The sequence below is a fragment of the Pseudoalteromonas sp. G5_S1_14_S5 genome (genome assembly GCF_054968605.1).
The window spans coordinates 1-361 of the sequence record NZ_JBQKUM010000249.1; the positions used below are offsets into that span (position 1 = coordinate 1).

Genomic DNA, 361 nt, shown 5'->3' on the forward strand with positions numbered 1-361 from the left:
CAAGGGTAGTGGGTTACTTGGTATGACTTGCTTTGAATTGTTCGGGCTTCTCTAAAACTGGATTTAATGCGCGTAGCTGCTCATTCATTGCCTGTCTTTGAGCCGTTCTGCTTGCCGTTTTATTGTTTCGTTTACGTTTTTGTGAAACCTCAAACTCATCCTGTTTAGCCTGAGCAAAACGTAACACTTGTCCCAGTCTTTTGTTTTCAACCACTCGACCTTGGTCAAGTTTGGTCAGTTTATCAAACACTTTATATCTCAATGCTCGATGTCCGTATCTCACACTAATGTCGCCGTTTGGGTACTCTAAAATCAATACGTTTTCATGAACCAAGCGGGAATTTTCTTCAATATTTTCAAC

The 361-nt window shown here is 40.7% G+C and carries 1 pseudogene; it reads right to left on the minus strand.

Annotation, left to right across the window (positions count from 1 at the left end):
* Nucleotides 1-13: 13 nt before the first annotated feature.
* A pseudogene (locus ACTRWI_RS22760) lies at nt 14-361 on the minus strand (ISNCY family transposase); the annotation flags it as partial.